This window comes from Tersicoccus solisilvae, from assembly GCF_014643255.1.
In the GTDB taxonomy this organism is placed as follows: domain Bacteria; phylum Actinomycetota; class Actinomycetes; order Actinomycetales; family Micrococcaceae; genus Tersicoccus; species Tersicoccus solisilvae.
In genome coordinates this window covers 1-573 of the sequence record NZ_BMJI01000087.1, presented here as the reverse complement: position 1 = coordinate 573, position 573 = coordinate 1, and the positions used below count along the sequence as shown (strand labels likewise).

Below are 573 nucleotides of genomic sequence, written 5' to 3'. Positions count from 1 at the left end.
TCTTTGTAAGCTTCTTGTAACGATGGCTTGGGTTGAAATGGGAGTTTCACATCACGCACCCAAGTTTTACTCTCTTGAACATAAACATTCGGGTCAAATGATAAGGTGTTGTCGACCATATTCCATTTATCGACAGCCATCAATTCAGGCAATATTTGATGCTTTTCAATAAAGTCACCGATAAATTGGCGTGACTTAAGAACTTCGATAGCCAGTTGCGTCTTGTCAGAGCCACCACTACCACCTAAGTTAATCCCGGCCATACTGGCAAGGCCACCAAACTGGGAAGCAAGCCCGGCTAGTCCGCCAGCCCCCTGCTCTTCTGATGCGGGGGCCAGTAATGCTTCTGACTTATAAATATTCGGCATCATCAGCGCAATAACAGCAGACGAGACAGCAAACACCAGAGTGACTCCGGTAATTAACCATTTTCCTTGCCAAATGACAGCAAAGAGTTCACGGAGATCGATTTCATCATCTCTCATCGTATTCGCAGAAAACTGCGCATCCGGATGTTGTTGAGGAGTAATTTGTGAATTCATATTTTTATCTAATGATACTTTTATAGGATGT

The 573-nt window shown here is 43.8% G+C and carries 1 protein-coding gene; it reads right to left on the bottom strand.

Going from position 1 to position 573, the window contains the following annotated elements; all coding sequences use genetic code 11:
* On the bottom strand, positions 1 to 573 hold a 573-nt coding region (locus IEX22_RS16380), incomplete at both ends, for a Wzz/FepE/Etk N-terminal domain-containing protein (RefSeq protein WP_229660119.1).